Below are 19,380 nucleotides of genomic sequence, written 5' to 3' on the forward strand. Positions count from 1 at the left end.
TGCATTGTTAAAAATCAAAGCCCCTCTTCCGGAAAATGGAAGAGGGGCTTTTTACGTTTGAACTGCTATTGACTTTTTTAGAACTTCAACGCCACACCCGCCATCACATTCGCGGGTTTCTGTGGGCTGCCATCGCTGAGCCAGTATTTTTCGTTCAACAGGTTATCGCCTTTCAGGCTGATCCGAAACCTTGGCTGATCATAAAATAATGTGGCATTTACCAGCGTGTAGGAAGGTATTGTAAATGTGTTTGCGGAATTAAAATAAGATTCGGAAACACGATAGCCACCTCCCCCAATCCCGAAACCTCGCAAACCTCCGCCTGAAATTTGGTAGCTCACCCACAGATTAGCCGTGTTTTTAGGTGTGGAAATGGCGCGTTTGCCCGCAATCGCCTCGGCTGCGCGACGGTATTCGTTGTCGTTATAACCATAACCTACCACGATGTTCAGTCCTCTTACCGGACTTGCGATCAGTTCTGCTTCAATACCTTTGCTCTGCTGGGTCCCGTCCTGCACGGTAAAGTTCTGATTATTGACCGTTCGCAGATAAGTCGAGTTTTTGACAGCAATATCATAATAACTGATCGTAGCGCTTAGTCTGTTACCCAACAGATTAACCTTCGCCCCCACTTCCCATTGGTTAGCCTGCTGCGGCTTGAAGTTAGAGACGGTTCCATCCGGCTGGCTGGCGGCAGGAATGTTTTTAAAACCATTCATATAGTTTGCAAAGAGCGAAATGCGGTCCGGCACTGGTTGGTACACAATGCCCAGTTTGGGTGAAAGCGCTGTTTGTTTGTAATCACCTGTCGTTAACCCGGTCAAGCTGTTCAATGTACCACTGTTAACAAACCGGTCGACACGCAAGCTAAGCAATACCATGAGCTGCCGGGTGAAATTGATCATGTCCGACGCATAAGCACTGTATGAATATTGCTTGTTGATAGATTCCGGTGCGTTCAGTTTGGTAAACAAAGTCTGGATCTGATCGTTATCCAGTGAGCGGCTTGCCTTGTTGATATTGACGGTGTCGAGCGTCACGACGCCATAATGCATGTGGCGGTATTGTGTCAGGTAGTCCACCCCTAGCAGCAGTCTGTTACGGATCGGGCCGACATTGAAATCACCGACAAAATTCTGCTGGATCTGCTTCCGGCCCCATTTATCAGGAAACCACACGCTCACCTGACGACGGACGGTCGAATCGGTCATCCAGGTATAGTTGAACTGGTTGAAATGGTCATAAGTCCCGAGCGACCATGCATAGTTGGTTTGCGAAGTCCAGTTTCCAGACAATTTATATTCAGCCTGAAAATACACGTTGTTGGACGCCTGGATCGAGCTTGCGGAGTTGTCTATCAGCGAGCGTTTATACCCTATTTTCAAATCATTGAATGACTTGGCCTTCACTCCGCTGCCGATCGTCAGCAATGTCGCGGAAGTAGCTCTGGCGGTCTGAATATCTGCATTCAGGTTCAGTGTCAGACGGTCGGAAGCCTTATAGGTAAAACTTGGCGCAATCGCGATTGTATGCGAAAAACCCTGATCCTGAAAGGAATTCTCTTTCTGCGCCGCCGCATTGAAACGGAAAAGCAAAGTCTTATCCCGGTCTACAGGCGTATTCACATCCACAGTAAACCGGCTAAGGTCATTGCTCCCCGTCGAATAGGACACCTCGCCCCCCAATTTTTCGAAAGGCTTTTTGGTAACATAGTTGACCAATCCGTTGAACGACACCATCGCCGATCCGAACAACGTGCTCGAAGGACCGCGGATCACTTCCACACGCTCAACGATCGCAGGATCGATGCCGGTTTTCAAAAAGGTCGCCATTCCGTTCCGCAAATTATCCCCCGACTGAAACCCGCGTGAAATGAATACGGGCATACCCGCGCCTGTACGCGTGGATGTCGCACCAGGCACATTCCGAAACGACTCTTCCAGCCGCGTAATCATCTGCTCGTTCATCAGATCCTTGCCTACCACGCTGTAAACCTGTGGGTTTTCAAGGTTTTTGAGCGGCAGCCGCGCCACATAATCGCTTTCCTTGTTCCCGAATTTGTTGGCGCTGCCAGTCACAACCAGCTCTTGCAAGGTTTTGCTGTCTTCATGCAGCGAAACCTCCTGCAACGTGACCGTCTGGTCAGGCAGTACTTCTACCTCCTGCTCAATCGCCTCATAACCCAGCAGTTGTATCACGACAATCTGCTTCCCGACAGGTACATTTTTCACCTGGTATTCACCGCGGGCATCCGTTTGTGCCCCTTTTCCTGTTCGTTTTACCAAAACATTTACAAACTCTGCCGCCTGCCCGTCCGATGTTCGCACCGCTCCTTTCACATTTCCACGTCCTTCGGTTTTGGCCAGGATCAGGATTTTATTTCCCTGCACTTTCAAGCGATCGGCGGCTTCTCCAATCAGCTGCACAAGCACCTCTTTCACAGCAACATCCTTCACATTCAGGGAAACTTTGCGATGGACATCCAGGTAAGTACCACTGTAAGAAAACGTGCATTGCGCTTGCTCCCCTGCGGCAGCCAGGGCATCGCCCAGGGCAATCTGATCGAGTGAAATGGTAATGCGCTTTTCGAGCACAGATTTGACTTGCGCATGCAGCGTCAGTGGAATGGCCAGCATAAGCACAGCCAGTTTGAATAGGGTTTTCATTAATTTTGTTTCAATGTTTAATTAATTCTTTCAGTGAGAGTTGTTGGACACCGGCCTGGGTGCAAGTTTGCGAGACGGAACACCCTGGCCTTTTTTATATGCTGTCCTGCGCGCGATCAGGGAGGATTTACTTTCATAATAAGCTGGATAACAATTGATTTATTGAATGATAAGTTGCTTTCCTTGTTGGGTATAGGTGAATTTCATAGCCGACGACATATCGTGCAGGATGGTTTGCAAGGAAGGATTTTCGTAGGTACCCGTAAAAATGACTCTTTCCAGGCCCGGGCCACGGATCTCAATATCGATACGATACCAGCGTTCCAGTATCACGGCTATTTCCGATAAGCGATTATCTCGGAAAACGAGCCTGTTTTGTTTCCAGCCGGCATATGCTCCTGCATACACATTGCGGTTGGACAATTCACCCGAAACCACGTCGAACGACGCCATTTGATTCGCCGTCAGGACAACCTGCTTTTGCGCCTTACCGAACCGCACTTTTCCCTCCGTTACCACCAATTCCGTTAACTCTCCGGGATAGGCTTTGAGGTTAAAAACAGTCCCCAGTACCCGGGTTTCAGTGTTTTGGGTATGAATAGTAAATGGCCGCGATGGGTCTTTGCTGATTTCAAAGAATGCCTCCCCTGTGAGTTGAACGTTTCTTGAAGTATCCGTAAAATGGTCGGGGAAACGCAAATGGCTTCCCGCATTCAGGTACACGAGCGAGCTGTCGGGCAGATAAAACTTCTTCTTTTCACCGAATGCGGCCCTGATTTCCTGATAATGGATGGGTGCGATTTGCATCGCGTTTTTCCTCATCGCTAACCGGTCATAGGCCAGCCACGATAAGCCCGCGACCATCGCAACACCCGCCGCTATACGCGACCATTTCCAGCATACCGTATTACGCGTTGCCTTGCCCGAATCTTCCCCATGTCGCTGCCCATCGCCAAGCGCATTCCAAATTCGTGACTGGATGGCCTTGCGTTCGTTGCCCTTCAAATAGGACGGTACCTGGTCGGTCCCGTCGCCGGCGAGCCATTGCAGCACGGCATTTTCCTCCTCCGGACTGCATTGCCCCAGGTGATATTTCCGAATGAGTTCAGGGGTTACCTGCATAAGATCTGTTTAAAACAGGGAGTGTTCCCTATTCACAGTTGCAGAGCCCCTGTAAATCCCCTATTGCTGCCCAGAAGATTTTGAAAATAATTAACGGTCAACCCCAAGGTGCAGCCTCAAAACCCGCAGCGCCTTGGTGATCTGGTTCTCGACCGTCTTTTCAGAAATCGCCAGCGAATGGGCGATCTGTTTATTATTCATCCCGTTTTCCCGACTCATCCTGAATACCTTCTGGCATTGCTCGGGCAACGCGCCCACTATGCGGCCCACCTGCTCGGTGAGCGCATTGTAATAAACCAGGTTCTCGGTGTGGTTCTCCGGAGCGGGTGCAGCGAAGGAAATTTCGCGGAGGTTACGGGCTTCCATGGCGGTGTTCCGTAAATATTCGAAAGCTTTAAGCCGTGCGGCCCTCACCAGGTAGTTTTCAACCCCTGTCTCTATAAGCAGGTTATCGCGGCGCTCCCACAATGAACGGAAGATATCTTGTACCAGTTCTTCCGCCACGGCGGTGTCGCCCACAAAATGGAAGCATATATTGTACATCCTTTCCCAGTGTTCCAGGAAAATCCGTTCAAAGACGCTTTCATCAATCAGTCGCATTAGACAGTAATCTTATTTAGACCTATTCTAAATGCAAAAATGATTCTTAAAGCGTTTAAAATCAAATTTCCTGCAACTTATTGACAGATTTCTGCGAAATGGTCGTTAACGGGGAACAGACTACACCAGTTTTGGACCGTTTTAACCCCTGGTTTGGGCAGTTCATCACAATGGTGTTCTGTATGTTGAATCTTCAACACTAATTTAGAGCATGTTTCAATCAGTTGGAGGCACGTCCTCCGGAACATTAACTTCATTTAGCCATGAGTACAATTGAAATTGAACAAGAGCAGGAAATCACTCCAGTGAACATCATCCGGATCGGAACAGGATTCTGGTCTGCTAAGCCATTACTGACGGCCATCAGGCTGGGCCTTTTCACCGAGCTTGCTGCCGGCCCGCTGTTTGTATCCGAAATTCGTCAAAAACTGAGACTCGAAAGCCACAGCTCTCTCGACTTCCTCGACGCCCTCGTAAACTGGGGCATCATCGAACGCCACGGCAAGGGTTTCACCGCCATTTACCACAATTCACCAGCAGCCAATGCCTTCCTGAATCGTCGCAAACCCGATTACCTCGGTAACTTGCTCGAAATGGTCAATGACGAAAAATCTCCGCTGGCCGGCAATCTTAAAGAAGTGGTCAGTGAGTCGGGTGCCCGCAATTCCTGGGACCTGAACAGGCTGTTCACCATGGTTGCCTGATCGAATACCAACTATACTTATTACCGGGAGCGGCCTTTACCACTCCCGCACTTTTTTTAAGGGAGCATATGATTGTTCTCAGCGCCCTCGAAGTCTACTTAACTCTTCCCGTAACTCTGGAGTCCAGTCGGCCTCTATGAGCTGTACTTTCTCTTTTGCAGCCTTCCAAAGTTTGGGGTAACGCTCCTTTAATTCCTCCTCTGTTATCCAATTCTCTGCAAGATTTACCCTGTTATTAACATTCGGCTCCTTCATCATAGCTTGGTTTTGGTTAAACTAATTATCCTTAATCGATATTGTAAAGCCCCAATAGTTCCTTCCTTGCTGAAAAACTTCTAGACCATCGGTCGTCAAACCATGGATATCAAAATAGCGACCAATGTCACTAAGCTCTCGCACAATCGCCATCTGATACAAACGGGTTCGGGCTTGTGTGGAACCTTTTATCAGCACTTCGGCCTTGGGATGGTCGCTCAGAAAAAACATAATATCTTTTGCCACAGTCGTTAGTACAAGCTCTGTATTGCCATCACTACTCGTAATATCCAAATCAATACTTCCATCATTTTGCAGATCGCCAAGAATGACTGCGTAGGAATCCTGGGTCTCCATTGGCGTAAAAAGCACAACCTTATCCATCACTTTATCTCCCGCGCTGGAAAAGCTAAACATTCGTCCCGAGTTGTCAAGCAAATACTGATACAATAGTCTATCCATTGGAAAAACCGGGTTAGTTCCCTCTCAATTTGTAACAACCGAAAGCCCTTCCGCTAATTCAATGTCCAAATGGCGGCAACGGATTCTCAAGCGCTATAACATGCAATCTCCAAGCCCTTTTCTCAAAATCATGAGGCACTTCATAGGTATTCGTACCAATTTATCAACAGCAATTCCCTTTTCCCTCATCCAATGTCTAACCGGCACCGGCGAATGATCCAAAACCCGCATTTCGTCCCTCCAAACCGGCCCCTCGTCAATCTGATTTGCGGACGGCTAGCGCTTGATTTACATTCGAAGTGTTTAAAACTTCAAATCCATCGCCTATGCCTTCCTACAAGCTTTCTGTGAACGGTAAGACCTATACTGTCGAAGCCGAAGAGCAAATGCCGCTGCTTTGGGTTATCCGCGATTTGATCGGGCTGACAGGGACTAAATACGGCTGCGGCATTGCGCAATGCGGGGCTTGTACGGTGCATCTGAGTGGGGCACCGGTGCGGTCTTGCTCTTTTCCGGTATCGGCAGTGGGTGAGCAACCGGTGACGACGATCGAGGGGCTTTCAGAGGACAATTCACATCCGGTGCAACGCGCGTGGATCGCCGAGCAGGTACCGCAATGCGGCTATTGCCAGAGCGGCCAGATCATGTCGGCAGTGGCGCTGCTCGCGGACAACGCCAACCCCGATGACGAAGCCATTAACGCGGCCATGAATGGTAACATATGCCGGTGCGGGACGTATCCCCGCATCCGCAAGGCGATCAAAACCGCCGCCGGCTATTCGCATTGATCGACACTATGAAACCACAGGATATTTCCCGTCGTGATTTCCTTCGCCAGGCCAGCTGGTCGGGCGCTGGACTGACGCTTGCTGCGTATTTGCCTGCGAATGGTCAAACGCACCCGTTGATTATTAATCCCGTTGCCGAAGAATTCGTTTCAGGTACAGAACTGATGTCCTGGATTTCGATCAGCCCGGCAGGCAAAGTAACACTGATGTGCAATCGTTCCGAAATGGGCCAGGGGACGTTTCAGGCATTACCACAAATGCTCGCCGAAGAACTGGAAGTAGTGCTGGACGATGTTGAGATCGTTTTTGCACCGGCTAATCCCGAAAAATACGGCCCGCAGCCGCAAGAAGGCAGTTTTTCAGTCCGCGGATGGGCGCCCCGGCTTCTGCGCGCGGGTGCATGCGCACGTGAAATGCTGGTCGAAGCGGCTGCAACAGAATGGAATATTTCGAAAAATGAATGTTATGCCGAAAATGGGATGGTTATCAGCCGGAAAACCCAAAAGAAGCTCACCTACGGCGCATTGGTGGAAAAAGCGGCGAAACTTAAACCGCCCGCCGAAGTAATTCTTAAAAAGCGATCTGATTATAAAATTATCGGCAAATCTCCCCCCCGAAAGGATATCCCATTGAAAACCAATGGATCTTCCTTATTTGGATTAGACAAAAAACTACCGGGAATGCGATATGCCGTAATCGAGCGCAGCAGGCGGTTCAGGGAAACTGTAAAGGGCTTCGACGATTCGGAAACGCGAAAAGTGCCGGGTGTCTTGCATGTTTTCAAGGTAAAAAGGCCCGTGTTTTCTCAATACTGCGAAGGTGTCGCGGTCGTTGCCGATTCGCTTTGGGCAGCCATGCAGGGGCGAAAAGTGTTGAAAGTAGATTGGAATGATCCTGATTTTGTACTCCCCAACACCGCATCGCTCGAAAATCAAATGCGCGAAAATCTTCAGATGATCGGTAACCACCCCAAATTCGAAACGGAATACGAGCAGTGCACGCAAAAACTGGAAGCCTCCTATGAGACGCCTTACCAGTCGCACAGCTGCATGGAGCCGCTCAATTGCATTGCCGACGTACGCGCCGACGGCATCGAAATATGGGGGCCGATACAGGAAGCCAACTGGATCCAGGCCGATTTAAGCCAACGATTTAACATACCCGCTGAACGCGTGGCTGTGCATATGACATTTCTTGGCGGTGGGTTCGGCCGAAAGGCTTTCCCGGATTACCCTTACGAGGCTGCATTCATTTCGAAAGAAATACAAGCGCCCGTACAGGTGGTATGGACGCGCGAAGACGACATGACAGTGGGTCCCTTCCGCCCCGGCGCATTTTACACATTAAAAGGTGGCCTCGACGCCGGGGGCAACATCCACGCTTTCCAGGCTAATACCGCAACCCAATGGATCGGACAGGAATGGTCCGCGAGCCCACCTTCCGCCCCGGAGGCTGCTGGCTACAACACCGGTGATTTTGAGGGATTACTGCATCCCTACCGGCAGGGAATCCCGCATTACAGCTTCGGAGGCGCGGGCATACACTCGCCTATACCCGTGATGTGGTGGCGCTCCGTGTACGCGTCCACGCACGGATTCGCGTGCGAGAGCTTTATCGATGAAATGGCCCATTTGGCACGCAAAGATCCCATGGCGTTCCGACGAGCCCATTTGCCCGACCCGCGGTATCAGGCGTTGATTGACCGCATGGTGGAGTTAACCAGTTGGCAGTCCCGGGGCAAAAACCAGGGATGGGGCGTCGCATTTACAGAATGCTTCACCGGCCTATGCGGCCACGCCGTGAAAGTAACGCGGAACACGGAAGGGAAAGTAAGGATTGAAAAAGTGATAGCGCTGATAGACTGCGGGTGGTACGTAAACCCCGACATTATCCGTGCGCAGGTCGAAGGCAGTATTGTCATGGCCCTAGGCGCCGCCACTATGCATGCGACGACATTCGAAGATGGGAAGGCCATTCAGCAGAATTTCGACACCTACCCTATGCCACGCATCGCCGACATCCCGCCTATTGAGGTACACATCATGGAGAACGACGAGAAACCCGGCGGTGTGGGTGAGCCGGGGCTGCCTACGTTTGCCCCGGCCCTTGCCAATGCTATTTTCGACCTCACGGGCCGGCGTATCCGCCGGCTTCCATTCAGCCTCGATGAAATCTCGTAACCCTATTTTCCCGAAAGGGATTTGATATACAGAATCACCGATTCTATATCATTATCCGAAAGCACGCCCACAAACGACGGCATTTCTTCATTGTAACCTTTGATAATGCGTTTCGATGGCGTCAGGATCGACTCGCGCAGGTATGCCTCGTCGGCGATTACCTTGGTACCGTCGTCAAAAGTGCGCTCCGATTTGTACAAATTCTGGAACGGCGGGCCGTACATGCCTTTTGTGCGGGTACCCTCCGAATGGCAACCGGCGCAGGCCATTTTCTGGAATATTTCACGACCTTTCTCGGCCGAAGCAGCCGTTTCCGCCACGGCAACGGTGGGCGTTTCAGGACGTTTGGCATTCAGCAATGCAAGATCGACACCGTCGAAGCCTTTCAAATCCACGTCAGTCGATTGATTGATAGTAAACCAAAACTGGTCGTTCACCTTTTTACCGTCCGCAGCCTGCAAATGGTAGGTTACTTCCATTTGCATAACCTCCGTCATTTCGGGTACAAGCAGCAACACGCTTTTACGGTCGGCGGACAAATAAGAGGCCGCCACATGCATAATTTCCTGCCCCGTTGAGCCGTCGAGCTTGAAATGCCCTGAGCCATATTCCTCGGTGCGCTTGTAATTCCATCTCTTCACTTCAAAGTTCTTCGGATCGCTCGCAACGGCTTTGTCCAGCGGCGAATCGAACCGCAGTACAATCCCCTGCTTACCAGCCCGGAAATGGTTGGGCAGATAGCTCGGCTTGCCGGTATAGCGGAGCCTTAGTAATGCGCTGATACCATTCGAGCTCGAACCCCAGAGATTGAAACCAGCCACATACAGTTGCTCATCTACCGGATTCATTGCTCCTTTCGAAGTAGGCGCCGGGTAATGCGCATTAATCACCGACACGCCGCCTTGAACGACGCTGGTAGTACTGTCGATCAACACGCGGAATAAGCCGGGCCGGCCGAAAGAAAAGTGAATCAGGTTACCATTCAATGGTCCCATTTTGGAACTGGTAGCCCAAACCTGGCTGATCGCCGAGCGGTCGACGCTGTGAGGTATCCAGGTCAATGGCGGGGTTACGGTCGGATTATCCTTGCGATGCAATGTGGGCTCCACTCCGAAATAATCACCTTGATGAATTACAAAAATCGGTGTGGAGGGCACGAAGTTACCTTGCTGGTCGGAGGCTGTAAGAATGCCTTTGGTAGGATGCATTCCCAGATAGGGCCCGCGTAAACCGGTTGCCACTACTTCGGCACTGCGCCCGTCCAATGAAATTTTCATAACAGTACCGTTTTCATCCGAGCCTGCACGGAAACCTTTACCTGTAACCTTCGTCATACCAGGCCCATTACTCAAACTACCGCCCTTCGCAATGTAAAAACGGCCGTCCGGCGCGGTAACCAGGTCCCCCGCCCACTCGCGCGACTCGGCCGACTGCCCCATGACGTTCGAAAAGTTCTCGTAGTAGTCGGCCACGCCATCGTTGTTCAGATCATGGAAATGAACAATGCCGTTTCTGTCAAAAACATAAATTTGTTCCTTCACGATCTCGATGCTCATCGGCTCGTGCAACCCCGAGGCAAAGCGCCGCCATTTCAAATTTTGGAGGTTTTTGTCAATACCCTCAACCGTCCAAACGTCTCCCTCGAAAGTAACAACAGCCGCTCTCCCATCCTTAAAAAAAGCGACATCAGCCACACGCACATTCCTTTTCCATGGATTGTTCAGAGGCAATGTAAGCTGATCGGTCACGAATGCGGCGGTATCGGGGGCAAGTTTTCCTTGTGTCACCACCGTTTCCTTCCACAATGCAGGTCCGCCCTCTTTGAAATCTGGCAATGGCATCTGTTTGGTTTTGGCAAACTTCTCAAATGCCTTTTTATTTTTGGAAAGTCCTTTCCAGATAGCAATTGTCGCTTCACCGGATGCCGGTACGTTTACAGTCAGGTATTTCCCTTCCGCCACACCCGGCTGCCAGCTCGGCTTGCCTTTGCCCAAAATCGCTACGGCGGTAACAGTATCCTTATTCGCACCCTGATACACGTAGGCAATGCGCCCCTTCACTTCACTGCCGGTAGCATTGTCTATTTCAGCGGCGGTCAGAAACAAACCGGTGGAAACCTCGCCGGCTTGAATAGTACGGGTAAATGCCACGCCGCCATCGAATTTGGCGCTTCCGGGAAGTTCATAAATTCGCGCTTTCCCTACTGAATAATCGAGTATGGATTGTTTCCCGTAAACATACACGCCATTATAACGCCCCTGTTCTGCCGCAAGCGGCTTCCAGGTAGGCGGCAGCGACTGATCGGTGCGGTATTGCGGCTTCCCGGTCGACCAGCCCGCATAGGCGCCTGTGGCAAGCACGGGTGCGCTGGGGACGGTGGCGATATTATTGTTTTTATTAAAAAAATCCTTGTACGAAACCTGCGCCATCAGTACCATCGGCAGAAACTTGCCCGTCCACGCCACCGACCAGCGCAGCAAATCAGTATCGAAGCATGCGTAAGCGCTGTCGCCCAGCTGCAATGCGAGTGTGCGCGCAGCCTGATTGTCTTTCGGGAAACCTCCACCCAGTTTACGGGCGTCCACAGAGGTTGAAATGTAAGGAAACCCGGGTTCGACAAATGAAGCCAGTTGCAGTGAATCGGGACGATCGGAAGCGGTGTTGCGGGTGTAGGTGTAGCCCGTCATCAGCACGGACGCCAGTGTAATGCCGCCCAGCAGAGCGAGGCCCCACCGTTTGCCCTGGTACTTTGAAATGTTAAGCATGTATGGTTCAGGTGATAAAAGAACAATTTTTAAAGTAATGCAAAATAGCAACTTACTGGATTACTAATGACCAATTTTCGGCACTGTATCCCTTACACCCGACGAAAAAGCCTTCCCATTGAAACTAAATCAATATATTTGAAATAAACCTGAACGATATGACCTTATTCTCCGGGCTTCGCAAAGAGCAAATCTCCACCGAAATCCTGGCCGGGATTTCCTCATTCCTGGCAACGGCGTATATCATCGTCGTCAACCCGTCGATCCTCAGCCAAACCGGCATGCCATTCTCCGCGGTGCTCACGGCTACGATACTGGTGTCATTTTTCAGCAGTCTGATGATGGGTCTTTATGCGAATAACCCTATCCTGGTCGCTCCCGGAATGGGTCTCAATGCATTTTTCACCTATACCGCCGTGCTTACCAACGGACTTTCCTGGCAAGTAGCGCTCGGAACGGTATTCTGGTCAGGAGTATTCTTTCTGATTCTATCCGCATTCAATATCCGCTCCTACATTGTCAAGGCTATTCCAAAACCGTTGCGTTTCGGCATTGCGGCGGGGATCGGGCTGTTTATCACGCTCATCGGCTTTGCGAATGCTAAATTCATCGTGCCTAATCCGGCGACGATGATCAGTCTGGGAAATCTTAATGCGCCGGCACTGACATTCATTGCGGGATTGCTCGTGACAGTCATTCTGCTGATCCGCAATGTCAAAGGCAGCATTCTGATCGGTATCGTCGTCACCAGCCTGCTTGCGTGGCCGATCGGACGGTGGTGGGGCGGACCGGAAACGGTCATTACCATTGATCACATTGTTGCGAAACCCGATTTCAGCCTGCTTTTCCAGCTCGATTTCGTCAACTCCCTGAAATGGAGCCTCGCGCCGATCATTCTTGCATTTGTATTTACCGACATGTTCGACTCCCTTTCCACGTTCGTCGGGCTAGCCGAGGCTTCCAACCTGCTGGATGAAAACGGGGAACCGCGCAATATCCGCCGTTCGCTGATGGTGGACGCCATTTCTACCACCATCGCAGGGCTCACCGGCAGCAGTCCGGGTACCGCCTACATTGAATCGGCCGTAGGAATCGAACAAGGTGGAAAAACAGGCCTGACGGCTGTCACGGGAGCCATTTTGTTCGTGCCGTTTCTGTTTCTTTCGCCATTGCTGAGCGCGGTGCCTTCCATCGCCACGGCACCTGCGTTGGTATTGGTAGGTGTTTTTATGATGAAACCCGTGATACGCATTAAATGGAATGACCTTTCGGAAGCGTTTCCGGCATTCCTGGCAATGGTACTGATCCCATTTACCTATTCCATTACCCAGGGTATTATCTGGGGATTTCTGAGCTGGACTGCCCTGAAATTGCTCACCGGGCGGGCTCGCGACATTAGTTTAGCCCTCATTATCATTGACATTTTCGCCATTCTGGCGCTGATTTTTTAAACTCAACATGAAGAAAAATTCACTACTCACATTCCTCTTTCTACTCACCGTTCTTTCTGTAAAATCCCAAAGCATTACCGGCATTCTCGGCGCATTCCCGCCTGAACTGGTGTTGCTGGAAAGCGAAATGAGCCAGAAAAAAGATACCATTATCAGCCAGATCCGGTTCATCACCGGAGAACTGCGCGGCAGGCGTGTAGTCCTTGCCGAAACCGGCGTTGGGAAAGTCAATGCGGCCATTACCACCGTGATGATGATCCAGCATTTCAAACCGCGCGAAATCGTATTTTCCGGGATTGCGGGAGGCGTTGATCCGGCATTGGCGCCGGGCGACCTGGTAATCGGGACACAGATTGCCTACCATGATTTCGGGCAAATCGACGATGCCGGAATGCACTACTGGGCCACGAAAAACCCGTTTACCCAAAAGGAAAATCCAATAAAATTCCACTGCGATTCGGCATTGATCAGCAAGGCGCTTTCGGTTTCCAAAAGCCTGAAACTGGCCAAGGTGGAACGCGGGAACGGCAGCTTTGTGCCGGCTGTAAAAAAAGGCATTATCGTTACCGGCGATCAGTTTATTTCCTCCGAAAAAACCACGCGGAGGCTACTGAAAGACCTGAATGCAGCCGCTACTGAAATGGAAGGCGCAGCCATTGCGCAAACCTGCTATCAGCAGAACACGCCGTTCCTGATCATCCGAAGCCTGAGCGACAAAGCCGACGGTAAAGCCAAAGCGGATATGGACCAGTTTTACAACGTCGCTGCACATAATGCTGCTACGCTAGTTATGGCCGTGATTGCGGAAAAGTAGCCGCGGGCGCCTGCGCGTGTTTGACCTGATAAGTATAAACCGAATAGGGGAAAATAGCCGAGGCTACCCATTTGGACACGAGGCTCGCAACAACAATCGGTATGAAAAGGATGTAGTTATCGGCCAGCGCGCATACGAGGAAAATCGAGGTAAATGGCGCGTGGATACTTCCGCTGAGCACCGCCGCCATTCCTATCAGTACAAAATTGACGGGGATCAGGCCCAGGCCGAAGAAGTGATTGAGCACAACGCAGACAATCAAACCCAAAAAAGCGCCGATAAACAGGCTCGGCGCGAAAACGCCTCCGTCACCGCCCGCGCCTAGTGTTACCGACGTCGCGACCGGCTTCAATAACAGTACGGCAAGCAACGGCAGTACCACGGCCAATGCAGGTGCATCGGCATGCCGGAAAACGTGCTTGATGCCCTCATAACCTTCTCCATACAGGTTTGGTACGAAGAAAATCATCGTAGAAATCAGCAGCGACCCGCCAATAATGCGGATGTAATCGTTTTGCAGCGAACCGAAAAATTTCTTAAAAAACAACACGCATTTGGTGAGGTAAACCGAGTTGAGGCCAGCCAAAACGCCCAGCAGGACCATGTAAGGCAATGCTTCGGTACGCCAGCTGGTCACGCTGAAATGGAAAACCTGTTTGTAGAAGAAAAACCGGGTAATGAGATAAGACGAGAGTACGGCGGTAATCACAGCTGCCGTATGAAGTTTGCTTTTTCTTCTCGTAAACACCTCAAATGCGAATAGAAAACCGGCAACAGGCGCATTGAAAAGCGCCGTCACACCCGCGGCCAGCCCCGCGCATACGAGATCCGTCCGGTACTTGCGCAGGTAGCTCACTTTCCGGCTCGACAACGCGCCGATAGCCGCTGTGGACACCACCGTGGAAACCTCAATTCCCGTGGAGCCTCCGAAAATCACCGTCAGCAAGCCATTGAAATAATGCGAGGGAATCTTGTAGGCGGGCAAAGTGTGGGCATTTTTGTTAATCGTGTCCAGCACCTCCTTGATTCCTTTATTCGCTTTGTTATGAAAAAGAAAATAGCGCAGTAAGTGGATAGTCGTGAGGCCAATCAGCGGAATAATGAATATCAGGTAACGATTATGCCGCAAATTTTCCAGAAATGCTTCCTCATAATGCTCTGTGATCACTTTGAGGGTGTCGGCCACCAATGCTGAAAAAACACCGGTTGCTGCCGCTGCAAGTACTACCGCTACTACCCTTTGGGATTTTTTAACCTTATATGAATTCAATTCCATTGCCTTATCTTGAATCGGAGAAATTCAACACTCTCCTTTAAAGGTAACGCCGACCGGTAGTTTTGACGTTCCCACTGCTTTATAATTCGCTGCGCGAATGCGCGCTGTCCATTCATTGTCAACTCGTTAAACGCACATAAACCATGAAGAAAGTTTACTTCCTGTTGGCGGCACTTGCAGGGCTCGTGTTTCTCGCCAACACTTCACGCGTGAAGCCAGCCAAATACGGCATGGCAGTGGGCAATCCGGAAATCCGCTCAATCAGCGGACTCGCTTTCGGCCCCGACGGAGTATTACTGGTAGGCGATTCCAAAAGTGCAACAGTTTTTGCGATCGACACCAAAGATGCGACAGCCAATGCAAATTCTCAACCCATTGAAATCAAAAACATTGACCAGAAAATAGCAGCTTTACTGGGAACAGAAGCGGCTAACATCAGTATTCAGGACATGGCCGTAAACCCGGTTTCCAAAAGCATCTACTGCGCCGTGCAAAGTGCCGACGGCACACCGGTTCTGTTCAAAATTATCGGCGACAAAATCGAAGCAGTCAGCACGAAGAACGTTCCGTTTTCGAGTCTGGCGCTTAACAATGCTCCTGCGGAAAACGCGAAAGACAAACGTGGTAATTCTGTGAGGGTTTCGGCCATTTCGGATATCGGTTTTGCGGACGGAAAAGTGCTCGTGAGCGGGCTTTCAGGCCAGGAGTTTAATTCAACTTTCCGCAGCATTCCTTTTCCTTTTACTAACAAACAGGACCAGTCGACATTGGAAATTTACCACGCCGCCCATGGCAAGTATGAGACGCTCGCACCGATCCGCACATTCACAACGGCTGAAATTAAAGGAAAAAAATACCTGGTAGCGAGCTATACCTGCACGCCGCTGGTTCTTTTCCCAATGGATGAGCTCAAACCCGGTATGCATGTAAAGGGCCGTACCGTAGCGGAAATGGGAAGCGGCAACTCCCCTATCGACATGGTAACGGTAAGCAAAGGCGGAGAGTCATTCCTGATGATGTCCAACTCGGCCCGGCCCGTTTTCAAAGTAAAATACAAAAGTATTGAGGCCTACCAGGGCTCGCTGACCACGCCTGTGGAAGAAAGTTTCGCGACCGCGGGCGTCGATTTCGTTTCGCTGCCCGTGACAAACGTGATCCAGATGGACAAGCTGGACGATTCACGCATGGTCATTCTGCAACGGCGGTCGAACGGCAGCCTCGACCTTTGGACTTCGAGTGAAAGGTATTTGTAAGATTTCAACAAAACGGTTGGTCAGGCTGGCGTGTATTCCCGGCCTGGCCTTTTTTGTATGCCTTTTCGCCTGCCACCCGGAGCGCACGAACCAATCGATTGACATTCAATGGAAGAACGAACAGGCCGTCGCAATCACTATTCCTGATGCATTTGCAGCAAATATTCCGGAAGATTCTATTTTTTCCCTGGTAACCGTCAGTATTGCGGGCCAACAAAACCCGGTCGGCATCCTGGGCTTATTCGAGCAAAAAGAAAGCGGGCTGCTATTCACGCCGATGATTCCCTTCACGCGCGGTATGCATTACGATATACGGGTACGCGGGACTCGCGTGGGAGACTTTGAAATACCTGAAAACAATGCGGCTAATGTGCCAAGTGTGACAGCCATTTATCCTTCGGCTGATACACTACCTGAAAACCTGCTCAAAATCTACCTGCATTTTGACCAACCTATGCGCGAGGGGCTCTCGGGGAAATATGTCAAACTCATTAAAAACGAGCGCGATACCATCGAAGGCGCATTCCTCGACCTGCAACCGGAACTCTGGAACCCGGAACGAACGGTGCTTACACTCTGGCTCGATCCCGGGCGGATCAAACGTGATTTACAGCCGAATAAGCGACTGGGCGCCCCGATGCAGCGCGGTACACATTACCGGATTTCCGTGTCGCAAACATGGGCTGACGTACGCGGACAGCATTTGGCCAAATCCTTTCAAAAGAATTTTATTACCGTCGCAAAGGACTCGTTATCGCCGCAGCCTTCGCAATGGGCCTTGGTACCGCCCGTTTCCGGCACGAAGCAAGCATTGAAGATTGATTTCAAAGAGCCTCTGGATCACAGCCTGTTGCGGGAGGTTTTCACTATTCAAAACAGCGCCGGCGAGAAGGTTTCGGGTCAATGGCAACCAGGCAAAGCTGAAATGCAATGCAATTTTATCCCGGACGTAAACTGGAAGGCCGGTACGTATAAAGTCCTGATCGAGCCAAGGCTGGAAGATTTGGCAGGAAATAACCTCGTGCGTCCGTTTGATAGGGATATTACAAAAAAGCCGGAGGCTGTGACCGGAGAAATTGCCTTGCTGCATTTCAACATTAGATAACCTGGCGGTTCTTGTCCATTAACCTACGGTTTACCACCTGCTCTATCACCTGCTCGCGGTAGTTACGGCTGATGGGAATACGATGGGTTTGGATAAAAATCTCATTCCCGTCAATGCCTTCAATTTTGCCGATCGAGACAATGTAGGACTTATGAATGCGGATGAAATGCCGGCTGTCGAGATTTTGTTCGAGGTGTTTGAGATTAAGCAGTGTAATGTACTTGCCTTTGCCTGTATAAATCGTGACGTAGTTTTGCAGGCCTTCGATGTACAGGATATCGTCGAAGAAAATCTTCTCGTATTTGCTCCCGCATTTAATGAAAAAATAGTCCTCGTCGGCCTTCGACACCGCGGATTTCGTCAGCAACTTGTGATAATCCCGGGCTTTACCCGCCGATTTAAAGAACCGCTCAAAAGTGATAGGTTTAAGCAAGTAATCCATCACATTGAGTTGAAAACCTTCAAGTGCATAGCTTGGATAGGCCGTTGTGATAATGGCCATCGGCGGATTCTGCACGATTTTCAGGAAATCGATGCCGCTCATTTTGGGCATTTGAATATCCAGGAAAATCAGATCCACCGGCTCCCGGTCCATCAGACTCATGAGCTCCACGGGATTTTCGCATACGCCGGTCAGTTTCAGGAAATCCACTTCCTTTACATAATCCGCCAACCCTTCCCGCGCCAACGGTTCATCATCGATTATCACGCAGTTGATCATCTATCCAACCTGATTTAAAGACATTTGAGCTATTTCAGTCATGGCCAGCATTTCGAGCTCCACCTCAAAATGAACGATAAAACGGTCGGCATCGCGCCGGGTATCCAGTTTGTACTTTCCTGGATAGATCAGATCCAGCCGCCGTCGTACATTTTTCAAGCCGATGCCGCCATAATGAACCACTTCGGTATTTCCTTCTTCCGAAACACTGTTGCTGAGGTTGAATCTCAGCTCCATACGATCGAGCTGCAAATCACCGCGGATCCAGTTTGGCGCGCCCTGATGCCTTGAAACGTGCTTGAATGCATTTTCCATAAAAGTCATGAGAATGAACGGCGCAATGCCAGGCTCACCTTCGAACCGCTCCTGCGCCTTAAAAACCACTTCGAGACTATCGTTCTGCCGCAGCTTTTCCAGCTCAATAAAATTTTCAAGATAGGTTATTTCCTTGCTCAGCGGGATCTGATGGTCGTTGCATTCATACAACTGGTGCCGCAACAGCTCCGAAAACTTCGCCAGCGATGCCGAAGCCATGTCGGGGTTTTTATGGATCAGGAAAAAAATCGAGTTGATACTGTTAAAAAGGAAATGTGGATTGAACTGGTATTTCAGAAAATTCAGTTCGGTTTCCAGCTTCTCCTTTTCCAGCATTTGTTGCCTCCGCTGCGTTTGGAGCCAGTTTTTGGCGAGCTTAATACTCATGGCAAATGTCATCGCAGCCACCGTTGACGACAGTGGCCCGCCGAGCATCATATGAAAGAACCCATAGTTTCCCGGCCCGAAAAACGCTTCCACCGTCTTACCCGATGCCCACGCCACGATATAATACCCGGGGACGATGAGCGCAGCGGTGACCAGGATCGTCAACAATAATAATAAGAGAAATGGCACATATCTCCCCTTTTCCAGGTAGCGCGGAACGAGGAAATACAGATTGAAATACACTGCCAGCGCCTGCCATACCACGTAGAACAGAAACTTGATCACCGCCGTCGTAAACAGTGCCTCCACCACCTTGACGGGGTTTCCCAGCGCCACCACCCACCAGATATAATGGTAGGCTATCCAGAAAGGAATGTGATAGAGCTTGTACCTGAAAAACCAATGCGCCCGGGCAGGCGGAGGAGCAAAATCCGGATCAGAAAGAGGCTGGACGATCATGCGGGCAACAGGCGATACAACCTACAATTTACTGGAATAAGCGCGAAATAGGAACTG

Annotated in this window: 15 protein-coding genes; 7 read left to right on the forward strand and 8 right to left on the reverse strand. The window is 50.5% G+C overall.

Annotation, left to right across the window (positions count from 1 at the left end):
* Positions 1-77 precede the first annotated feature (77 nt).
* From CLV60_RS18040 to CLV60_RS18050, 3 genes are all read right to left on the reverse strand, one after another.
* Positions 78-2,666, reverse strand: coding sequence for a TonB-dependent receptor (locus CLV60_RS18040; protein ID WP_106596769.1), 2,589 nt, complete (start codon positions 2,664-2,666; stop codon positions 78-80).
* A gap of 159 nt (positions 2,667-2,825) precedes the next feature.
* Complete coding sequence (locus tag CLV60_RS18045; protein ID WP_106596770.1) at positions 2,826-3,788, reverse strand: FecR family protein; 963 nt, start codon at positions 3,786-3,788, stop codon at positions 2,826-2,828.
* Between the two features lie 90 nt (positions 3,789-3,878).
* Positions 3,879-4,388 (reverse strand): RNA polymerase sigma-70 factor, encoded by a 510-nt coding sequence (locus tag CLV60_RS18050; RefSeq protein WP_106596771.1) that lies wholly within the window; start codon positions 4,386-4,388, stop codon positions 3,879-3,881.
* A 263-nt stretch (positions 4,389-4,651) separates the two neighbouring features.
* Between CLV60_RS18050 and CLV60_RS18055 the strand changes: the two genes are divergently transcribed.
* The gene (locus CLV60_RS18055; RefSeq protein WP_106596772.1) at positions 4,652-5,092 is read left to right on the forward strand and encodes a methyltransferase family protein; all 441 of its coding nucleotides are present in this window, start codon (positions 4,652-4,654) and stop codon (positions 5,090-5,092) included.
* A 276-nt stretch (positions 5,093-5,368) separates the two neighbouring features.
* Here the strand turns inward: CLV60_RS18055 and CLV60_RS18065 are convergent, their stop codons facing one another.
* Positions 5,369-5,809 (reverse strand): DUF6934 family protein, encoded by a 441-nt coding sequence (locus tag CLV60_RS18065; RefSeq protein ID WP_106596774.1) that lies wholly within the window; start codon positions 5,807-5,809, stop codon positions 5,369-5,371.
* A gap of 326 nt (positions 5,810-6,135) precedes the next feature.
* Between CLV60_RS18065 and CLV60_RS18070 the strand changes: the two genes are divergently transcribed.
* Positions 6,136-6,597: a (2Fe-2S)-binding protein gene (locus CLV60_RS18070; RefSeq protein WP_106596775.1), complete on the forward strand. Its 462-nt coding sequence runs from the start codon at positions 6,136-6,138 to the stop codon at positions 6,595-6,597.
* Positions 6,598-6,605: 8 nt separating this feature from the next.
* A complete protein-coding gene (locus CLV60_RS18075; RefSeq protein ID WP_106596872.1) occupies positions 6,606-8,777 on the forward strand; it encodes a xanthine dehydrogenase family protein molybdopterin-binding subunit in 2,172 nt (723 codons plus the stop codon).
* A 2-nt stretch (positions 8,778-8,779) separates the two neighbouring features.
* Here the strand turns inward: CLV60_RS18075 and CLV60_RS18080 are convergent, their stop codons facing one another.
* A complete protein-coding gene (locus tag CLV60_RS18080) occupies positions 8,780-11,542 on the reverse strand; it encodes a DUF6797 domain-containing protein (protein WP_106596776.1) in 2,763 nt (920 codons plus the stop codon).
* A gap of 158 nt (positions 11,543-11,700) precedes the next feature.
* Between CLV60_RS18080 and CLV60_RS18085 the strand changes: the two genes are divergently transcribed.
* Positions 11,701-12,993, forward strand: coding sequence for an NCS2 family permease (locus CLV60_RS18085; protein WP_106596777.1), 1,293 nt, complete (start codon positions 11,701-11,703; stop codon positions 12,991-12,993).
* A 7-nt stretch (positions 12,994-13,000) separates the two neighbouring features.
* Positions 13,001-13,807, forward strand: a complete 807-nt coding sequence (locus tag CLV60_RS18090; RefSeq protein WP_106596778.1) for a 5'-methylthioadenosine/adenosylhomocysteine nucleosidase — start codon at positions 13,001-13,003, stop codon at positions 13,805-13,807.
* On the opposite strand, the gene CLV60_RS18095 is transcribed toward CLV60_RS18090, so the two are convergent.
* Complete coding sequence (locus tag CLV60_RS18095; protein WP_106596779.1) at positions 13,782-15,083, reverse strand: chloride channel protein; 1,302 nt, start codon at positions 15,081-15,083, stop codon at positions 13,782-13,784. The genes CLV60_RS18090 and CLV60_RS18095 overlap by 26 nt on opposite strands.
* 143 nt (positions 15,084-15,226) lie before the next feature.
* Between CLV60_RS18095 and CLV60_RS18100 the strand changes: the two genes are divergently transcribed.
* Both CLV60_RS18100 and CLV60_RS18105 read left to right on the forward strand, forming a co-directional pair.
* The gene (locus CLV60_RS18100; protein WP_106596780.1) at positions 15,227-16,336 is read left to right on the forward strand and encodes a hypothetical protein; all 1,110 of its coding nucleotides are present in this window, start codon (positions 15,227-15,229) and stop codon (positions 16,334-16,336) included.
* The gene (locus CLV60_RS18105; RefSeq protein WP_170118811.1) at positions 16,320-17,441 is read left to right on the forward strand and encodes a hypothetical protein; all 1,122 of its coding nucleotides are present in this window, start codon (positions 16,320-16,322) and stop codon (positions 17,439-17,441) included. Before CLV60_RS18100 ends, CLV60_RS18105 begins: the two co-directional genes overlap by 17 nt.
* Here the strand turns inward: CLV60_RS18105 and CLV60_RS18110 are convergent.
* Together CLV60_RS18110 and CLV60_RS18115 are read right to left on the reverse strand one after the other, a co-directional pair.
* Positions 17,434-18,162, reverse strand: a complete 729-nt coding sequence (locus CLV60_RS18110; protein ID WP_106596782.1) for a LytR/AlgR family response regulator transcription factor — start codon at positions 18,160-18,162, stop codon at positions 17,434-17,436. The two genes, CLV60_RS18105 and CLV60_RS18110, sit on opposite strands and share 8 nt — an antisense overlap.
* Complete coding sequence (locus CLV60_RS18115) at positions 18,163-19,323, reverse strand: sensor histidine kinase (protein WP_106596783.1); 1,161 nt, start codon at positions 19,321-19,323, stop codon at positions 18,163-18,165. It abuts the gene before it with no gap.
* Between the last annotated feature and the right edge of the window lie 57 nt (positions 19,324-19,380).

The sequence above is a fragment of the Dyadobacter jiangsuensis genome (assembly GCF_003014695.1).
Classification (GTDB): Bacteria; Bacteroidota; Bacteroidia; order Cytophagales; family Spirosomataceae; genus Dyadobacter; species Dyadobacter jiangsuensis.